The sequence below is a fragment of the Romboutsia sp. genome (genome assembly GCF_056995035.1).
Genome location: NZ_JBXKIW010000051.1, coordinates 89,344 through 107,853, shown reverse-complemented (window position 1 = coordinate 107,853; position 18,510 = coordinate 89,344). Strand labels below are relative to the sequence as shown.

20 protein-coding genes and 1 tRNA gene are annotated in these 18,510 nt (G+C 28.5%); 19 read left to right on the top strand and 2 right to left on the bottom strand.

Going from position 1 to position 18,510, the window contains the following annotated elements:
* Positions 1–5 precede the first annotated feature (5 nt).
* The 4 genes from grpE (at position 6) to AC11VW_RS08590 (ending at position 5,736) form a co-directional block, all read left to right on the top strand.
* Positions 6–584 carry a nucleotide exchange factor GrpE gene (gene grpE / locus AC11VW_RS08605; RefSeq protein ID WP_484301001.1) on the top strand — a complete coding sequence of 193 codons (579 nt, stop codon included), beginning with the start codon at positions 6–8 and terminating at the stop codon, positions 582–584.
* Positions 585–713: 129 nt separating this feature from the next.
* On the top strand, positions 714–2,552 hold the full coding sequence (dnaK, locus tag AC11VW_RS08600; protein ID WP_484301000.1) for a molecular chaperone DnaK: 1,839 nt from the start codon (positions 714–716) through the stop codon (positions 2,550–2,552).
* Between the two features lie 176 nt (positions 2,553–2,728).
* Positions 2,729–3,874, top strand: a complete 1,146-nt coding sequence (gene dnaJ, locus AC11VW_RS08595; protein ID WP_484300999.1) for a molecular chaperone DnaJ — start codon at positions 2,729–2,731, stop codon at positions 3,872–3,874.
* 473 nt (positions 3,875–4,347) lie between these two features.
* The gene (locus tag AC11VW_RS08590) at positions 4,348–5,736 is read left to right on the top strand and encodes a metallophosphoesterase (protein WP_484300998.1); all 1,389 of its coding nucleotides are present in this window, start codon (positions 4,348–4,350) and stop codon (positions 5,734–5,736) included.
* Between the two features lie 368 nt (positions 5,737–6,104).
* On the opposite strand, the gene AC11VW_RS08585 is transcribed toward AC11VW_RS08590, so the two are convergent.
* Positions 6,105–6,653, bottom strand: coding sequence for a hypothetical protein (locus AC11VW_RS08585; protein WP_484300997.1), 549 nt, complete (start codon positions 6,651–6,653; stop codon positions 6,105–6,107).
* A 250-nt stretch (positions 6,654–6,903) separates the two neighbouring features.
* Between AC11VW_RS08585 and AC11VW_RS08580 the strand changes: the two genes are divergently transcribed.
* The 10 genes from AC11VW_RS08580 to AC11VW_RS08535 all read left to right on the top strand — a co-directional run bounded on the left by AC11VW_RS08580 (position 6,904) and on the right by AC11VW_RS08535 (position 13,813).
* A complete protein-coding gene (locus AC11VW_RS08580) occupies positions 6,904–7,638 on the top strand; it encodes a hypothetical protein (protein WP_484300996.1) in 735 nt (244 codons plus the stop codon).
* A gap of 220 nt (positions 7,639–7,858) precedes the next feature.
* Positions 7,859–7,934, top strand: a tRNA-Lys gene (locus AC11VW_RS08575).
* Between the two features lie 369 nt (positions 7,935–8,303).
* Positions 8,304–8,621, top strand: a complete 318-nt coding sequence (locus AC11VW_RS08570; RefSeq protein WP_484300995.1) for a DUF1540 domain-containing protein — start codon at positions 8,304–8,306, stop codon at positions 8,619–8,621.
* A gap of 273 nt (positions 8,622–8,894) precedes the next feature.
* The gene (prmA, locus tag AC11VW_RS08565) at positions 8,895–9,833 is read left to right on the top strand and encodes a 50S ribosomal protein L11 methyltransferase (RefSeq protein ID WP_484300994.1); all 939 of its coding nucleotides are present in this window, start codon (positions 8,895–8,897) and stop codon (positions 9,831–9,833) included.
* Positions 9,834–9,841: 8 nt separating this feature from the next.
* Positions 9,842–10,594: a 16S rRNA (uracil(1498)-N(3))-methyltransferase gene (locus AC11VW_RS08560; RefSeq protein ID WP_484300993.1), complete on the top strand. Its 753-nt coding sequence runs from the start codon at positions 9,842–9,844 to the stop codon at positions 10,592–10,594.
* 1 nt (position 10,595) lies between these two features.
* The gene (gene mtaB, locus AC11VW_RS08555; protein ID WP_484301019.1) at positions 10,596–11,897 is read left to right on the top strand and encodes a tRNA (N(6)-L-threonylcarbamoyladenosine(37)-C(2))-methylthiotransferase MtaB; all 1,302 of its coding nucleotides are present in this window, start codon (positions 10,596–10,598) and stop codon (positions 11,895–11,897) included.
* A gap of 140 nt (positions 11,898–12,037) precedes the next feature.
* The gene (locus AC11VW_RS08550) at positions 12,038–12,388 is read left to right on the top strand and encodes a histidine triad nucleotide-binding protein (protein WP_484300992.1); all 351 of its coding nucleotides are present in this window, start codon (positions 12,038–12,040) and stop codon (positions 12,386–12,388) included.
* 160 nt (positions 12,389–12,548) lie between these two features.
* Positions 12,549–12,728: a 30S ribosomal protein S21 gene (gene rpsU / locus AC11VW_RS08545; protein ID WP_021125460.1), complete on the top strand. Its 180-nt coding sequence runs from the start codon at positions 12,549–12,551 to the stop codon at positions 12,726–12,728.
* Between the two features lie 26 nt (positions 12,729–12,754).
* Complete coding sequence (locus AC11VW_RS08540; RefSeq protein WP_484300991.1) at positions 12,755–13,198, top strand: GatB/YqeY domain-containing protein; 444 nt, start codon at positions 12,755–12,757, stop codon at positions 13,196–13,198.
* 117 nt (positions 13,199–13,315) lie between these two features.
* Complete coding sequence (locus AC11VW_RS08535; RefSeq protein WP_484300990.1) at positions 13,316–13,813, top strand: TspO/MBR family protein; 498 nt, start codon at positions 13,316–13,318, stop codon at positions 13,811–13,813.
* 89 nt (positions 13,814–13,902) lie between these two features.
* Here AC11VW_RS08535 and AC11VW_RS08530 read toward each other — a convergent pair whose 3' ends face one another.
* On the bottom strand, positions 13,903–14,907 hold the full coding sequence (locus AC11VW_RS08530) for a hypothetical protein (protein ID WP_484300989.1): 1,005 nt from the start codon (positions 14,905–14,907) through the stop codon (positions 13,903–13,905).
* 197 nt (positions 14,908–15,104) lie between these two features.
* Between AC11VW_RS08530 and AC11VW_RS08525 the strand changes: the two genes are divergently transcribed.
* The 5 genes from AC11VW_RS08525 to AC11VW_RS08505 all read left to right on the top strand — a co-directional run bounded on the left by AC11VW_RS08525 (position 15,105) and on the right by AC11VW_RS08505 (position 18,501).
* On the top strand, positions 15,105–15,341 hold the full coding sequence (locus tag AC11VW_RS08525) for a YabP/YqfC family sporulation protein (RefSeq protein ID WP_484300988.1): 237 nt from the start codon (positions 15,105–15,107) through the stop codon (positions 15,339–15,341).
* Between the two features lie 12 nt (positions 15,342–15,353).
* Complete coding sequence (locus tag AC11VW_RS08520; protein ID WP_484300987.1) at positions 15,354–16,646, top strand: sporulation protein YqfD; 1,293 nt, start codon at positions 15,354–15,356, stop codon at positions 16,644–16,646.
* 68 nt (positions 16,647–16,714) lie between these two features.
* Positions 16,715–17,173 carry an rRNA maturation RNase YbeY gene (ybeY, locus tag AC11VW_RS08515; protein WP_484300986.1) on the top strand — a complete coding sequence of 153 codons (459 nt, stop codon included), beginning with the start codon at positions 16,715–16,717 and terminating at the stop codon, positions 17,171–17,173.
* A 5-nt stretch (positions 17,174–17,178) separates the two neighbouring features.
* Positions 17,179–17,901, top strand: coding sequence for a diacylglycerol kinase (locus AC11VW_RS08510; protein WP_484300985.1), 723 nt, complete (start codon positions 17,179–17,181; stop codon positions 17,899–17,901).
* A 189-nt stretch (positions 17,902–18,090) separates the two neighbouring features.
* The gene (locus tag AC11VW_RS08505; RefSeq protein ID WP_484300984.1) at positions 18,091–18,501 is read left to right on the top strand and encodes a cytidine deaminase; all 411 of its coding nucleotides are present in this window, start codon (positions 18,091–18,093) and stop codon (positions 18,499–18,501) included.
* The last annotated feature ends 9 nt before the right edge of the window (positions 18,502–18,510 follow it).

Sequence of the window (18,510 nt, the reverse complement as noted above, 5' to 3'; positions counted from 1 at the left end):
ATATCTTGCAAGAAAAAAATATAGAACAAGAAGAGCTAAAAGAAGAAGTAGATGCTTTAGTAGATGAAGAAGTTCAAACTGAAGATATAGAAGAATCTGAAGAAAGTAACTGTGAAGATAATGTTTCTGACATAAATGATAAGTTACAAGAAAATAAATTACAAGAAGAAATAGATGTACTTAATGAACAATATCAAAGACTTCAAGCAGAATATTCAAACTATAGAAGAAGAACTCAACAAGAGAAAGAAACTATAGGATTATTTGCAAATGAAAAGATATTAGGAGAATTAATACCAGCTATAGACAACATGGAGAGAGCACTTCAAGCTTGTGAAAACAAAGAAGATACTATGTACCAAGGAATAGATATGGTATATAAGCAACTTCAAAGTACTTTAACAAAATTTGGAGTACAAGAGATAGAAGCACTAGATTGTGACTTTGATCCAAACCTACACTTAGCTGTAATGCAAGAAAGTGTAGAAGGAGTAGATGCCAATAAAATAGTAATGGTACTTCAAAAAGGATACAAATTAGGAACTAAAGTACTAAGAGCTAGTATGGTTAAGGTTTCTTGCTAGTAATTAACTTTATACACAATACAGTACTTAAAATTAATTATGCTAATAAAAAATGTTTGCATAAAAGCAAACGTAAAATTTAAAATAAAAAATTAATATATAAAAAATTACTTTAGGAGGAATTAAACAATGGGAAAAATAATAGGAATAGATTTAGGAACAACTAATTCATGTGTTGCAGTTTTAGAAGGTGGAGAAGCTCAAATAATAACAAATGCAGAAGGTATGAGAACTACTCCATCAGTAGTAGCATTTACTAAAGATGGTGAAAGAATAGTAGGAGAGCCAGCAAAAAGACAAGCAGTTACAAATGCTGATAAAACAATAATATCTATAAAAACTCATATGGGTACAGATTACAAAGTTGACATAGATGGTAAAGGATATACGCCACAAGAAATATCTGCTATAACATTACAAAAATTAAAGGCAGATGCAGAAGCTTACTTAGGTCAACCAGTAACAGAAGCTGTTATAACAGTTCCAGCATACTTTACAGATGCTCAAAGACAAGCAACTAAAGATGCGGGTAGAATAGCAGGATTAGAGGTTAAGAGAATAATAAACGAACCAACTGCCGCAGCTCTTGCTTACGGTATGGATAAATTAGATCAAGAAAAGAAAATATTAGTATTCGATTTAGGTGGAGGGACATTCGACGTTTCTATACTTGAAATCGGAGATGGAACATTTGAAGTTTTAGCTACTGCTGGTAACAACAGATTAGGTGGAGATGACTTTGACCAAATAGTAATAGATTACTTAGCTGAAGAGTTTAAAAAAGCTGAAGGTGTAGACTTAAGAAATGATAAGATGGCGCTTCAAAGATTAAAAGAAGCTGGTGAAAAAGCTAAAAAAGAATTATCATCTACAATGTCTACAAACATAAACTTACCATTCATAACAGCTACTATGGAAGGACCAAAACATTTAAATATAGATTTAACAAGAGCTAAGTTTGATGAATTAACGGCTGCATTGGTAGAAAAAACTATGGAACCAACAAGAAGAGCATTACAAGATGCAGGACTTTCTACATCTGATATAGATGATGTATTATTAGTTGGTGGATCTACAAGAATACCAGCTGTTCAAGATGCAGTTAAGAAATTCATAGGAAAAGAAGCTCATAAAGGAATAAACCCAGATGAATGTGTTGCAGCAGGTGCTGCTATACAAGCAGGTGTATTAACTGGAGAAGTTAATGATTTATTACTTCTTGATGTTACTCCATTATCTTTAGGAATAGAAACTATGGGTAATGTAATGACTAAGATAATAGAAAGAAACACAACAATACCAACTAAGAAATCACAAGTATTCTCAACTGCTGCAGATAACCAAACTGCTGTTGATATTCATGTATTACAAGGTGAAAGAAGTATGTCTTATGACAACAGTACTTTAGGAAGATTCCAATTAACAGATATACCAGCGGCTCAAAGAGGAATACCTCAAATAGAAGTTACATTTGATATAGATGCTAACGGTATAGTTCACGTTACTGCTAAGGATTTAGGAACAGGGAAAGAGCAAAAAGTAACTATAACTTCAGGAACAAACCTTTCTGAAGAAGAAATAGAGAAAAAAGTAAAAGAAGCTGAAATGAATGCTGAAGCTGATAAACAAAAGAAAGATAAAATAGAAGCATTAAACCAAGCTGATTCAACTATATATCAAACAGAAAAGACTTTAAATGAACTTGGTGATAAAGTAAGCGTTGAAGATAAAGGTGCTGTAGAAACTGCAATAGCGGACTTAAAAGCTGTTAAAGAAAAAGAAGAGGCAACTGCAGAAGAAATAAAAACTGCTATGGATGAAGTAATGAATAAATTCCATAAGATATCAGAGCAAATGTATCAACAAGCTCAAGGAGAAGCTGGAGCTAACCCAGGTGAAGAGCAAGCTCAACCACAAGATGATAATGTAGTAGATGCTGATTTCACAGAAGTAAATGAAGAAAAATAAGTTACACAAATAGACATATTTGTATATAATTAATATAGTATAAAAGATGAGAGTATCTTTTTATAAGCATAATATCATTAATTAAATGAGATTTAAGTGCTTAAAATAATAATAATAGCTTGTAGTATGATATTTCTACAAGCTATTGTTTTGTAATATAAAGGCGGTGGCAAAATTTGAGTACTAAAAGAGATTATTATGAAATTCTGGGTGTTGACAAAAATGTAGATGCTCAAGCGTTAAAGAAAGCTTATAGAAAATTAGCAATGCAGTACCATCCAGATAGAAATCCAGATAATAAAGAAGCAGAAGAAAAATTCAAAGAACTAAGTGAAGCTTATGAAGTATTATCTGATGATGCTAAAAGACAAACTTATGATCAATTTGGGCATGCAGGGATGAATGGTCAAGGCGGATTTGGAGGCCAAGGCGGATTTGGTGGTCAAGGATTCGGCGGATTTGAAGATATATTTGGAGATATGTTTGGAGATATATTCGGCGGCGGAGGAAGAAGTAGAAGAAGAGGACCAGAACGCGGAGACGATATAAGACAAAGTGTAAACATAACATTTGAAGAAGCAGCATTTGGTAAAAATGTTTCTATAAAGTTAAATAGAAGTGAAGAATGTAGTGAATGTAATGGATCTGGAGCTAAACCAGGAACATCAAAAAGAACTTGTCCAACATGTAATGGTGCGGGAGAAGTGAGAACAGTTCAAAGAACTCCATTTGGAAATATAGCAAGTTCAAGACCTTGTAGTTCATGTAATGGAGAAGGAGAAGTAATAGAAACTCCATGTTCTAAGTGTCATGGTCAAGGAAGCACTAGAAAAGTTAAGACGATAGAAGTAGATATACCAGCAGGTATAGATGATGGTCAAATGATCAAGTTATCGGGTCAAGGTGAAGTCGGAAGTAAAGGTGGACCAAGAGGAGATTTATATATAGCAATTAATGTAAAACCTCATCCATTATTTACAAGAGAAGGAAATGACATTTATTTCGATATGCCAATAACATTTGTTCAAGCTACATTAGGAGATGAAATAGAAGTTCCAACTTTAGATGGAAAAGTTAAGTATACTGTACCAGAAGGAACTCAAACAGGGACAGTATTCAGATTAAGAGAAAAAGGTATACCAAGACTTAGAGGTAATACTAGAGGAGATCAGTATATCAAGGTTGTTGTAGATACTCCTAAAAAGTTAAATGAGAAGCAGAGAGACTTATTAAGACAATTCGCTGAAGAATGTGGTGAAGAAGTTCATGAAAAGAAAAAAACTTTTGGACAAAAAATTGAAGATATGCTAAAAAAAAAGTAAAAAAGAAGTTCTAGGATTTAATTCCTAGGACATTTTTTACATGCAAAAATTTTATACTAGCTAAAAATCTGTTGATAACTTGTATGCAAAAGTGATATCAATGTATCTGAAAATGTAAAAAAGGACATTTTGAGCAACGTATGTACCTGATACGATAGCGAAGAGATATCGTTGGCGACATGGATGAAGCGAATTTTTTATTTGAATTTAACTTCTCAATTACTTGTAAAGTGGTGTATTTACTTAGTATATTACCTATATTTTAATATTAATGAAATGGCATATTGGAGATTACAAACTTTACGAGAATATATATAAATGGGGGGAATATATGGTAATATACATGTGGTAAAAATTGAAAATTATATTATTTTAAAGAGGTAGAGAAAATATAGATTAAAAAATAATTTGTAATGGATATAATTTATTAATTTCACTCAAATATATAAGTATTAATATGAAAAGGGGATTTTATGAGAAAAAAAGCAATAATTACAATGGTAGGATTGTCTACCTTATTAATGTCGGGGTGTAGTTCAACTAAAACAACAGAAATAAATGTATTAGCAACAGCGGATTTACATGGTAGTATACCATATGAATTATCAGAATATGCAAAAGAGGAACTTAAAAAAGATGAAAATGTAGCATTAGTAGACGCTGGAGATTTCTTAGATGGAGATATGGGTGGCGAAATGGCTAAATACTTTGATTTAAAGTGTAAAGATTTTTATAATAATAAACAAATTTACAGAGAAGTACCTCTTGCAAAAGACATGAAAGATGTGGGTTATGATGCTGTAGTTCTTGGAAATCATGAATTTGTATCATGTGATAAGTTTGATTTAGACAATATGATATCAGACTTTGATAAACAAGGAATAGATGTATTATCTGCAAATCTGTATAATGAAAATGGGGATAGTTATGTAAAGCCATATATAATCAAAAAAGTAAGTACTCCTGAAGGAGAAGTGAATTTAGGTATTTTAGGACTTACAATAAAAGAAATTGGAGAAAAGTGGGACTTTGATGAAAATGGAAATAAGATAAAAGCCAAATCGAGAGAATTAAAAGATAATCCAGGATATAAAGGAAAGCTATATATGAATGAGTTAGTAGAAGATGCTAAAAAGTGGGTCAAAGTTATGAAAAAAGACAATGCAGATGTAATAGTTGCAGTAGTACATTCGGGTGAGAAGCCTAAAAATCCTAAAAATCCAGGAAATAGAATTCAAGAATTAGCTAAAGAGGTTGATGGAATAGATGCAATTGTAGCAGGCCACACTCATAAGGAAATAACACAACATGACTATGAAAACGATTCGGGTGAAAATGTAATAGTAACTCAACCTGGAGCCCATGGAGATTTTGTTTCTAAAATAAACTTTGAATTAACTAAAAATAAAGATGGATGGAAGGTTATTAATAAATCAAGTAATCTAAAGAGAATTGAACAAGCTCCTCATTTTGAAAACACAAATAAACTTTATAATAAAATGTACAGTTTAGATGAAAATATAAAAGAAACAGTTCTAGAACAAGTAGCTCCTTTTAAATGGGGGAAAGCATATGTTTTTAAAGGGCCAATAACTAAAGAAGAAATATATAATAAAGTAGGTTATAAATGGGCAAGTATTACTGATATTGAAGATGAAAATATCTTGCAGGTAGTATTTATAGAAAAGAGAAAGGTAGTAAGCTATTTCTCTGCAGATACAGAAGAATGGAAAATTGATGAATCAGATTTTAAAGATAATATATCAACTATTTATCCTAACAAAAATGATAAATTTAAAATAGAAAGAAAAGAAGAAGAGAATGGTATGTTTAGCATGAGTTTTACAAATATAAAAAATTAAAAATTAGAACATATCTTTAGTTTATTAAAAAACATAGGTGCTAAAATATTAATATTGAATTATTCATCCTCACATCTGATTTGGAGATGTCCACTTTTCAATAATTTTCATTATATGAATATTATTCCGAATTTACTAATTTAATATACTAAAAAGATGTAGGTAAATTTGTTTTTACACAAATATATCTACATCGTTGGTAATTTATATAACTGATTTTGTATTATCAAAAAAGTTCGTATAATTTTCCTAGGCCTTTTTATGTATTAAGGTATTTTGTAACATGTATGTTTATTAAGGTGCTTAGAAGTATTATTTTTAAGGGCATTGGTGATAGAAGCTAAGTGAATTTTCTATTATAACTTGAATTACATAGATATAATTGATAATGCTTTAATTTGACTAAATATAGCTTGAGATAGGTTATTTCTTTTTTCTGCTTCAATATCCATATCTTTTAAAGCTAGAAATGTCATAAAAGCATTTATAACTATCTTTTCATAAATATAGAAGTAAGTATCTTTATCTTGTAAGTAGTCTTTATTTTTAATAGATTCATTTATAAGAACTAATTCATCAATAGTTGAAAGCATAATAGCTTTAACTGTAGTGGATTCTATATCCATATTGTTTTCTTTTATAAAATTATACTTTTCACTAGCAAAATTATTAAGATCTAGGAGAGCCTTATAAATATCTTTAGAACTGAAATTTTTTAATTCATATATAGTTTGATTAGAGATGAAATGTGATTTTTCTTTTATTTGATTTATATTAGATTTATAAAACTGTAATAATGAATTTAATTTTCTATTGTCTTCAATTTCTTTATCATTATCTTTAAGTTTTAAATGAGTATATTTTGTTGAAACTAGTTGCAAATTTTGGAATAATTTTAATGATTCAAGTTTATTCATAATAAATTCCCCCTAGGTTATTACTTATATGTATTTAACATAATAACAATAGTATAAGGTATTAATTCCATATAATAAAGAAATTTTTTTCTGATATATTTTCATTTATTTATCTATTTCTTGAAAATTAACACCAAATATAGCAAATTGAAACTAAAAATAAGTTGTATATCTGTATATGTAGTAAATAATTAAGGCCATAGCGAGAATAATATAAAATAAGAATATAAAAACAAAAGGAATATTAATTATGAAAAAGATATTAGTACCTATAAAATCAAAACTTAAACCAATAGAAGTGAATGAAGAAATTGAAAAATTTAAAGAAATTCATAAAAGCCCATATAGTCAAACTTACTATGATACAGGAGATATATCTTGGGAGTATAAGCCAGAAGGTAGCTTGAGGATTTCAGACCATTGGAACTTCGAGTCTCATGGACAAAAGCATTGTGTACTAGAAAGTACAGATGAATATATACAAGATAATTGGATGCTAGCACAATATAGAGAAGGTAAATATCATATACTGAAAGAATTCGGAAATGGAATAGATGGATATATATATACTGCATTGTATAAAAATCAAATAGAAGTACTTGAAAAATTATATGAATTGGGTGGTGTAGAAAAAACTTATGATTGGTATAAAAAATATAGGATAAGACCGCCTTTTGTCAGAGAAGGCTATATGAAAAATCCTCAAAGTTTGTCACGATATATATCAATAGATAAGATAAATAAATTTAAAAGTAAAAAGCCAAAGGCAAAAAAGATTATCTTTATAGAAGATAAATACATAGATAAAATTGAAAAAGTACTATATATTTTAAAAAAAAGTGAGGATTTAGATAAGGTAGTTAAAGATGAAGAAAAGTTGAAAACTTACAATGCATATGAATTAAAAAAAGAAAGAGAAGAATCGGTAGAAGAAATTTATACATTGATTTTAGATAATGATAAAGTTATTGATTTTAGATTTTAATATTTAGTGCGTATATATCCTTCTTAAGCACAATAACTAGGATATATACGCGGTGAGTAGTTAACTACATAATGAAATAATATAAAATGATTCGTATATTAATTGTAATATATGTATAAAATAAAATTATAAAATAAATTTAAAAAATGTTGACGAAAATCAAATAATCAAATATAATAGTAATTGTAGCAAAACGATATGAAAAAAAATAGAAAAGTATGATCTATTAGCTCAGTTGGTAGAGCACCTGACTTTTAATCAGGGTGTCCCGCGTTCGAGTCGCGGATGGATCACCAGTTAAAACTCTTAGATAATCTAAGAGTTTTTTTATTTGTAAAAAAATATTAATAAATATAAAAATATACCAAATACAACAGCTATAATAATTGATTGATATTAATCATATATTTTTATTACTCTTAAATATTAGAAAATACGATATCCCCTAGAGATAGTATTTGAAATCGCAAAACTATAAAACGCTTATAAAAAAGACTGTAACGTAAACAGTCTTTTTTTATAAGCGTTTTATGACTTTAAATAGGACTATTAATTTTAAGACAATCTTTTATATTAGCATAATCATGAATAGAAACAAGCTATATACAAATAATACATATGTATTAGATTTATAAATATTAATAGATTCGAAAGGATGAATTAAAATGAGTAAAATAAATTGTAGTGTAAATAATTGTTCTCATAATAAAGAAGCATCTTGCTATGCAAATCGTGTTAATGTAGGTGGAAAAGGTGCACAAAAGTCTTGTAATACTTGTTGTGGGTCTTTCCTTGATAAAGTTAATTATTCGACATTAACTAATAATACGAATTCTAATGGGTCTTGTGATTGCTTAGTTTGTGAAGTTGAAACTTGTACATATAATAATAACAAACTATGTAGCGCAGATTGTATATCAGTTTCAGGAACAAGTGTTAATATTTATACAGAAACAAAATGCTCTACATTTAAATTAAGATAAAAGGTATATAAGGAAACTGTAACTTAATTACATTAAATTACAAAAGCTGACAGTGAATAGTTGTCAGCTTTTTATAATGGAAACACAGGTTATATTCAAAGATGTATAAGAAAAATTTATTCTATAATATCGGATATTAAGTACTACTAAATTTTATTTATTATATATACATTGTAAAATAGATTAAAGAATGGTATTAAAGATAATAATAATTATGATATAATAAAGCTTATCAAAAATAAGATGATTAAAGATAAGGACGGTGCTTAATAGATGAAATGGGCTGAAATAACAATAAAAACTTCAACTGAAGCAGTTGAAGCTATAACTAATATATTATACGAGCAAAATGTAGGTGGAGTATCTATAGAAGATCCTAAAGATTTTAAATTCCAAAAGAAAAATGACTATGATTGGGATTTCGTTGAAGAAGAAATATTCAATAGTGGATATGACGGAGTTATAATAAAGACTTACATAACAGAAGAAAGAGATGTAACAGAAGATATAAACATAATAAAAGAGAAGATAGAAGGATTAAAAGAATTCGGAATAGATATAGGAGATGCTACAGTTGAGCTTTCTCAAGTTGATGAAGAAGATTGGGCTAATGAATGGAAAAACTACTATAAGCCAACAAAATTAGGTCAAAAAGTGGTTGTAAAACCAACATGGGAAGAATATGAAGCTCAAGATGGAGATTTAATAATAGAATTAGACCCAGGTATGGCTTTCGGAACAGGAACTCATGAGACTACAACTATGTGTATAAGAGAACTTGAAAAATACGTTAAAGAAGATTCGAAAGTATTTGATATAGGTTGTGGAAGTGGGATACTTGCAATAGCTGCAGCAAAACTTGGTTCTAATGATGTATTAGCAGTTGATTTAGATGAAGTTGCGGTAAGAGTATCTAAAGAAAATATAGAATTAAATAATGTAGAAAAAAAAGTTATTGCAAAGCACGGAAATTTAATGGATATGGTAACAGATAAAGCTGATATAGTAGTAGCAAACATAATAGCAGATATAATAAAAATATTAGCTAAGGATATCAAAGACTTTATGAAAGATGATGCAGTATTTATATCTTCTGGTATAATACATGCTAAAGTAGATGAAGTTAAAGCATCACTGGAAGAAAATGGACTAGAGATAATAGACGTACAATCTTTAGGCGAGTGGAATGCAATAGTATCTAAGCGTAAGTAGGTGAAATTATGGATAGATTTTTTGTAGAAAATAAAAATATAAATGTAGAAAATAAAACATGTATTATAGAAGGTGAAGACGTTAAACACATATCTAAGGTTTTAAGATGTAAAATCGGAGAAGAATTAGAAGTATGTGATAATAACAATAATGAATATATATGCGAAATAACTGATATAGATAAAAGTGTTGTAACTTTAGATATATTAGAAAAAGTTGATATAAAAAGAGAATCAGATTTAAAGATTAAATTATATCAAGGTTTACCAAAAGGACCTAAGATGGAAATGATACTTCAAAAGCTTACTGAGGTTGGAGTGGATGAAATAATATTAGTTCAAACTAAAAGGACTGTAGTTAAGGTTGAAGATAAAAAAGAAGATAAGAAGATTGAACGTTGGGAAAGAATAATATATGAGGCTGCAAAGCAAAGCAAAAGAGGACAAATTCCTAAATTAAGAGGAGTTTTAACTTTTAAAGAAGCTTTAGCAGATATGAAAGAAAATGACTTTAATATAGCGCCTTATGAAAACGAAAGAACAAAATCGATTAAACAAGCTATAAAAGGTGCAAATATAAACAATATAGGTATTTTTGTAGGTCCAGAAGGTGGATTTGATGAAATGGAAATACAAGAAATAGAAAACCTTGGGGGACAATCAGTATCTTTAGGACCTAGAATATTAAGAACAGAGACTGCATCAGTTGTCGCTTCATCTATAGTTCTATATGAATTAAGCGACTTAGGAGGAAATGAATAAGATGAAAAAAGTAGCTTTTTACACATTAGGATGTAAAGTAAATCAATATGAAACAGAAGCAATGCTTGAGATGTTTGAAAAAGAAGGATATGCTCAAGTTGATAGCGAAGAGTTTGCAGATGTTTATGTTATAAACACATGTACAGTAACACATATGAGTGATAGAAAATCACGTCAGTATATAAGAAGAATGAAAAAGAAAAATCCAGACGCGATAATAGCAGTTGTTGGATGTTACTCTCAAGTATCTCCAGAGGAAATACTTGATATAGAAGAAGTGAATTTAGTAATGGGAACTAACGAAAGAAGAACTATAGTTGAAGAAATTAAAAAACTAGATGCAAGTAAGAAAGTTAGTACTGTTGACGATATAATGAAAGTTAGAGCTTTTGAGGAAATTGAAATTAGTCAATCTAATGGAAAAACAAGAGCATTTATGAAAATACAAGATGGATGCGATAGATTCTGTTCTTACTGTATAATACCTTATGCAAGAGGTGGTAAAGTAAGAAGTAGAAGCATGGAAAGTATATTAGAAGAAGTTAAAAAATTAGTTTCTAATGGATACAAGGAATTTGTTTTAACAGGTATACATGTTGCATCTTATGGAAAAGACCTAGAAGATGAGCAAATGAATTTATTAAATGTAATAAAAGAAATAAATAAAGTAGAAGAAGTTCAAAGAATAAGATTAAGTTCAGTTGAACCTGTTTTATTTACGGATGAGTTTGTAAGAGAAGTATGCAAAATGAAAAAGGTATGTCCACACTATCACTTATCATTACAAAGTGGCTGTGATGAAACTCTAAATAGAATGAACAGAAGATACACTACAAAAGAATATAAGGAAATAGTAGATAGATTAAGAGAAAATATACCTAATGTAGCAATAACTACTGATGTAATAGTAGGATTTCCTGGAGAAACTAATGATGAATTCAATAAAACCTATGAATTCTTAAAGGACATTGAACTTTCTCAAATGCATATATTCAAATATTCACCAAGAAAAGGTACTCCAGCAGCTACTATGGAAAATCAAATAGATCCTCAAATGAAACAATTTAGAAGTGAAAATCTTTTAAATTTAAGTAAAGAAAACTTCAATAAATTTGCAAGTAAGTTTATAGGAAAAGAATTAGAAGTACTATTTGAACAAAATATAGTAGATAACAAGTATGAAGGATTAACTCCTAATTATATAAGAGTTGTAGTATATAGTAATAAAGATATTCAAGGTCAAATACTAAAAGTTAAGATAAGTGACGTGAAAAATGAATACGTAGAAGGTATTTTAGTATAAGACGTAGAAATAAGCTATAAATCCAACTGCAATTTTTGAGCAACGCATATGACTGAACCAATGCGAAGTGATTGGCAAAAATGTTATATTGTTAGCAAAATGAGTGGAATGGATTCTGCATAGGATAGGAGGTGTTACAAATGAGTTGTATATTTTGTAAAATAATAAATGGTGAAATTCCATGTAGCAAAGTTTATGAAGATGATAAAGTCTTAGCATTTAATGATATAAATCCTGTGGCTCCACACCATATATTAGTTATACCTAAAAAACATTACGAAAGTATAATAGATATACCTGAAAAAGAAATGAAAATTATTGCACATATTCACAATGTAATTAATAGAATAGCTAGTGAGATAAAATTTGATAAAACAGGGTTTAGAATTATAAACAATTGTGGTGAAGATGGTGGTCAAGAGGTGAAGCACGTTCACTATCATATTCTAGCTGGGAAGAAACTACCTCTTTATGAATCACAGAAAAAATAGATTTAATTCAAAAAATAACTTTCTTATTAAACAAAATACTTGAAAAAAAATTAATATTAGTTTATAATAAACAAAGTGTGAGGTTGTAATGCATTTATGCAGATATAATCGTAGTTACAGTCCCAGCATAATTCGCGCTATCGGAGGGAGGGAAAAAGAAATGTCAGAAGTAAGAGTAAGAGAAAATGAAACATTAGACAGCGCTTTAAGAAGATTCAAGCGTTCATGTGCAATGTCTGGCATCATGTCTGAAGTTAGAAAAAGAGAGCACTATGATAAGCCAAGCGTTAGACGTAAGAAGAAGGCAGAAGCAGCAAGAAGAAAAAACGCTAAGAAATAGTAAAAAAGAATAAAGAGGTGAAGGGGATGTCCCTTAAACAAAAGTTACAAGAAGATTTAAAGTCTTCTATGAAGAACAAAGATACAGTGAGAAAATCTGTAGTAACTTTGATAAGAGCTTCTATAAAGCAATCTGAGGTCGACAATAGAGTTGAACTTGAAGACGAAGATATTATTGATATAATAGCTAAACAACTAAAGCAACGTAAAGATGTTTTAGTTCAGTTTAAAGATGCTAAAAGAGAAGACTTAGTAAGTGAAACAGAAGCTGAAATCGAAGTTTTAAAAGAGTACCTACCTCAACAGTTAAGCGAAGAAGAGCTGAACGAAATAGTAAAATCTACTATATCTGAATTAGGAGCGACTTCTATGAAGGATATGGGAAAAATAATGTCGGCTATGAAACCTAAAGTAAAAGGTAGAGCTGATGGAAAACTTATAAATGAGTTAGTAAAAAATAACTTACAATAGATTAAAAACCTAGAGAGAAATCTCTAGGTTTTTTGCGTTCAAAAACTTGTCATAATAAAATGGTCTTGTACATATTTATTAAGTAAAGAATACAAAAGGAGAAAGAGGGGAAAAAATTTGATTATATCAGTAAAAGAAGTTATAAAATTTTTAATAAGCGTACTTATACCATTAGTTGTGGGGTATTCAAGTAGTTTTATATCTCAATTAATAGCAGGAGTTGATACTACTACTTACTATTCTCAATTAATAAAACCTGGATTTGCACCACCGACCTTTATATTCCCTATAGTTTGGACAATACTTTTTATATTGATGGGTATATCAGCATATAGAATTATGAAAAAAGGATATGAACTTACAAAAGTTAAAGATGCAATGCTTTACTACTGGTTACAATTAGGATTAAACTTTTTGTGGAGCATTTTATTCTTTGGCTTAGGCCTAAGATTTACAGCTTTAGTAACTTTAGGAATATTATTGATAGTAGTAATAATAATGACTTTAAAGTTTGATAAGTTAGATAAGAAATCAGCATATTTAAATATTCCGTATATAATATGGCTTATATATGCTTTAGCTTTAAATTATTTTATATGGATAATAAATAGATGAATATATAAAGATGGTATTGTATTAAATAATGAAATTGAAAATATACAATAAAAATACTGAGAAATAAATTCTCAGTATTTTTATTGTACCTAAAACAAGGAAATTTCTTGAATGATTAAAGATAATGTATTTATAGTTATATAAAAACCTTTATTAAGGTTTATTTTTCCTAAGTCATCTTTATAATTATATTTAAATTTATAACTTTCAATCAAATTATCATAAACTGAAGTGTTTAAATAGTCTTTATCATATAATAGATTTTCAAACTCAGTATCGAATTTTTCTTGTAAATATTCATCAACTAATTTTTTTGAGTTTTCTTTATCTAAAGGTGGAAAAATTTTTGTATTATCCTGAGGGCATTGATATATATAGAAAATTTTTCTTGTTTTGTAAGAAGTTCTTACTTTGAAAATTTTATCAGAAGTCTTAAAAAAGTATTGATAAAATTTACTATCAGGATTGTTTTCAAAAAAAACTTCATAGTATTCATCTATAATCTTATTATCAATTAAAGAGTAATTACAGAAAATATTTATTGCATTTATAGAAATTTCGTGCACCTGATTTATAGGCATATCTTCGGAGGTTTCATCTAGCAGGTCATTGGTAGGGAAGTCAAAAAAACGAATATTATTTGTAGTCTTCATTTTAGAAGCCTTTTCTATATTGATAATTTCACTAGGATTTGAACTCTTATTTGGTTTTATAGAGCAAAAGTATTGTATTGAAGATACAAAGTTAAAGTAATTGTAAATTAGTGCTTGTAGCAGATTTGAAGAATAAATATCAAGCTTGCATTTTCTTAAGGTTTCTAAATTGGATAAAATTTTAAAATTAAGTTGAAGCAGTGTACTTAAATTATCTTCATAATTCTTATCAATTTTAATACAATCAATATCTTCAAGTATCAGAGAATCTTTGAAAGTATATTCATAAAGATAGCAAATGAACTTTATATTTCTCAAGTTCTCATCTTTCATATTATATAAAAGATTTAGATATTGATGAGAATTCGAGTGTATTAATGCATTAATTAAAAAATCTACACATATACATTTTTGAACTAAGCTCACAAATACATTTTTCATGTAACCATCCTTTCTCAAAAAATATAGTTATATATATATTTATTCTAAATATGAATAGAAGTTTACACAGATATATAAATAAAAGCATATTGTAAAAAATGGTAATTATTTATGGATATTCTAAATAAATTTTAAAAGAGTATAAATTTGTAATTTAAGTAGGATATCAACATAAAATAGATTAAGGGGGTATGCGTATGATGGATATATCAGCTGATTTACTGGTAAATCAACCTACAGTGACTATTATAGGTAATACGTTTATAGGGATAGAAAATTATTTATCTATAATAACTTATGAGACTGATTTAATAAAAATAAAGACAAAAGTAAAATCAATTAAAATATGTGGGGACAAACTTTCATTAAAATACATTACTGATGGGGAGATAGGTATAAAAGGAACTATATATACTGTAGAATATGTGGATTAGGAGGAGATACAAGTGATAAGCTATATTAGGGGATACTATATTATAAGCGTAGAAGGTATAGGAATCGAAAGATTTCTAAATCATCTTATAAGAAACAACATAAGGGTTTATAATGTTAATAGAATAAGTAATACTAAAATAGAGCTTTATATTGAAAGAGAAGATATGAAATCTTTCAAGCAAGCGTATAGGGGAAGTAATTTTGAAGTTAAGGTTAAACAAAAAACTGGTATACCATTTATTTTAAAAAGGATATATAAATTAAAGGGTATGTGGATTTGTGCTGTGGTTTCTTTAATACTATTAATGATGACCTCTCAATTTGTAACGGACATATATATTCAAGTACCTGAAGGTATAAAAAAGGAAGAAATAAAGAAAGAACTATATAATGCAGGTCTTAAACCAGGAGTATATAAGAAAAATATAGATAGAAAAGAAATTAGAGATCAATTAATGCTAAAATTTGATGAAATGGCATATTTATCTATAAATGTAAAAGGTACAAATATATTTGTAACAGTAACTAAAAAAGCAGAAACTCTAAAATCAACTGAAGAATCAAATTATTGTAATATAATTGCAGAGAAAAATGGTATAATAGAAAGTGTAATACCAAGAAGTGGAAATCAGGTTATAAATCCTGGTGAAATTGTTCAAAAAGGTGATGTTTTAATAAGTGGCGCTAACACAAAATCAGTACCAGAGGTATGGGCAACTACTTTTTATGAAGTATCAAAGAGTGCTAGTTATGAAGATGTCATAAAGGAACAAACTGGTAATAATAAAAAAGTATATACCATAAATTTCTATGATAAAAAGTATACTATAAGGAGAAAGATAAAATATAAAGATTACGCTATAGATAACAAAGAGTACAAGTTATCTATAGGAAATTATACTTTTCCAGTAAGAATAAAAGCAAGCACTTTTAGTGAAACTAAAAATGTTGAAATAAAAAAAGATAAAGAAAAACTTAAAAAGGAATTATCGGAAAAGTCCTTAAAAGAGTTGGAATATATAATACCAGCTTCAGCGAGAATTATAGATGTATCGCATGATTATAAAGTTAATAAAAATATGTTAGAATATGTAATAATAGTACAAACATCTGAAAATATAGCTCAAGTAGACTCTCTTAGTAAAGCAGAAGCAGAGCAATTGATAAAAGACCAGAATAATCCCAAAGATGGAGAAGAACCAGTTCCTCAAAATCCGGAGAAAAGGCCTATAAATGATATAAGAAATGAATTTCAAAATAATGAAAATGATTCTGATAAAAAAGACTCAGAAGAAAATCAATAAAACATATTAACAGTTATTTAAATTGAACAATTAGATTTTTAAATTTTACAAAGGAAGAAGTGTGCAGTATGGAACTTATAGTAGACAACAGACAAGATAAAATGAATGTAAGTGAAGAATTAATAGAAAAGATAAAGGATATAATAGTAGAGTGTTTAGATTACGAAGGATATGAAGATGATTATGAGGTAAGTTTATCTTTTGTAGATAATAAGGAAATACATGAGCTAAATAGAGAATATAGAGGAGTAGATAGACCTACAGATGTATTATCATTCCCTATGCTAAGTGATGAGTTCGATATTGAACTAGAAGAAGAAACTCTAGGAGATATAGTAGTCTCTTTAGAAAGAGCATTTGAACAAAGTATAGAATATAATCATAGTTTTGAAAGAGAAGTATGTTTTTTAATTTGCCATAGTACATTCCATCTTTTAGGATATGACCATGATACTGAAGAAAATACAAAAGAAATGAGACAAAAAGAAGAATATATATTAAACAAGCTAAACATAACAAGGGAGTAAGTTTTATGAAAGAAAAGAAGAAACGTCAGGGGCTAGTTCAAGCATTTAATGCTGCAATAGAAGGTATATTATATACTTTTAAATCAGAAAGAAATATGAAAATACATTACTTATTAGCGGTAATAGTGCTTGTAGCAAGTTTGTTTTTTGACTTAAGTAAAGTTGAAATGATATTACTTATATTTGCTATATCTTTAGTTGTAATATCAGAGATGTTTAATACAGCTATAGAAAAAACTATAGATATGGTAACTGATACCTATCATCCTCTTGCTAAAATAGCAAAAGATGTTGCTGCAGGAGGGGTTTTAATTGCAGCACTGAATTCACTTGTAGTTGGATATATAATATTTTATGATAAATTAACCGATATATCTGATTCTTTAATATATACTATCAGACAATCTGAACTTCATGTAACTTTGATTTGTATAGTATTGGTTCTTATAGCAGTGGTTGTAGTGAAGACATTAACTTCAACAGGGACGCCACTAAAAGGAGGTATGCCTAGTGGTCATGCAGCTTTATCATTTGCGATGGCTACAGGTATAACGCTTATTGCATCAGGGCTTGTTCCATCAACATTAGCATATTTAATGGCTGTACTAGTAGCACAAAGTAGGATAGAAGGTAAAATACATACATTTTGGGAAACTGTAGCGGGGGCTTTATTAGGGGTGTTAATAGGATTAGTAGTTTACCAAATGGAAAGTTTCAACCTAAGATAAAAACAGGAAGGGATGTGAGTTTTATTGGCAGCACCTATAAAAAAAGAAGTCTGCAAGACTTCTTTTTTTATGTTATAATGGAATGTACTAAACAGAATTATTAATAATAAATTATATGAAAATAAGAATATTTATCGTACATTTTTTATAATATAAATTTATAGAAATAAAATCTAGGAGGCACATATTATGAACAATCAAGAACTATTAAAAATAGCAGAAGATGCAAGGGAATATTCTCATTCTCCTTATTCAAGTTTTAGAGTGGGAGCAGCACTTTTAACAAAAGATAATAAGGTTTATACAGGATGTAATATTGAGTGTGCATCTTTCGGAGGAACTAATTGTGCTGAAAGGACAGCTATCTTTAAAGCTATATCAGAAGGTTGTAGCAATATAGAGGCAATAGCAATAGCAAGTGATAATTCAGAAAAAAATGAACCAACATACCCATGTGGAATATGTAGGCAAGTAATAATAGAGTTTGGAACTGAAATAAGAATAATAACAGGATATTCTGAAGGTGAAATCTACGAATGTAAAATAAAAGATTTAATCCCAAATTATTTCACAGGAAGTGACTTTAGAGAAGTTAAATAATACAAAAGA